Source organism: Bacillus sp. LR--39, assembly GCF_053613335.1.
The window spans coordinates 1-757 of the sequence record NZ_JBSIOT010000769.1 but is presented as its reverse complement, the minus strand read 5'-3'; the positions used below and the strand labels follow the sequence as shown (position 1 = coordinate 757).

Below are 757 nucleotides of genomic sequence, written 5' to 3'. Positions count from 1 at the left end.
TTTTATCCATCTTAAATATGTTTGTGAAGCCCGTGCTGGTGATTTTGACGCTGCCCGTCACAGTAATTACGCTAGGTTTATTTTTGTTTATCATCAATGCGATCACTCTTTATATGACCGCGTCCATTATGGGGGACAGTTTTGACCTGGACGGCTTTGGGACAGCCATTTTTGCGTCGATCGTCCTGTCGGTTTTTCACTTGCTCATTCAAAAAGCAATTATCGAACCGATGTCCAGAAAATAAGTTGAAGTCTGATGAATCATCAGGCTTCTTTTTTTTGCCCGGATGTCTCTTTCATAAAAATGATCTGTAAAGGCAAAATACGAAAGGGAGGTAGACGATGAAAAAGTACAGAAATCGCCAAACCCTTTTATTGTTGGCCGCAGTTTTACTTTTTGCCTTGCAGATCCCGATTTCGTCCGCATCGGGTGAAGAGCATATTCAGCCTGGTTCACCGGTTATCAGGCATACTCCTGTTGAACAAGTTCAAAAAGGAGATGACATATATTTTTCCGCGCAGGCGGCCGCCGACACGGTCATTTTATATTACAAGCAGCATGACGAATTGCCGTATCGGGCGATTCCGATGGAAGTTGAGCCGGGCAGACAGAACGCCTATATTGCCAAATTGGAAAGCGAATCCATAGCATCCGGCAAAGTCCAGTACTACATTGAAGCTCAAGTCGGCGACTCCTCTGTGAAGACGGATGTGTATACTGTCGCCCTGAAAGGCATGCGTACAGATACACAAAAGC

At 44.8% G+C, this 757-nt stretch carries 1 protein-coding gene and 1 pseudogene; both read left to right on the top strand.

All coding sequences use genetic code 11. The features are described 5' to 3' along the window. Window positions 1–245 (top strand): phage holin family protein (locus ACWHAR_RS26430; RefSeq protein WP_452088342.1); only part of this gene is annotated, 245 nt, incomplete at its 5' end. Window positions 246–342: 97 nt separating this feature from the next. Next, a pseudogene (locus tag ACWHAR_RS26425) lies at window positions 343–757 on the top strand (metallophosphoesterase); the annotation flags it as partial.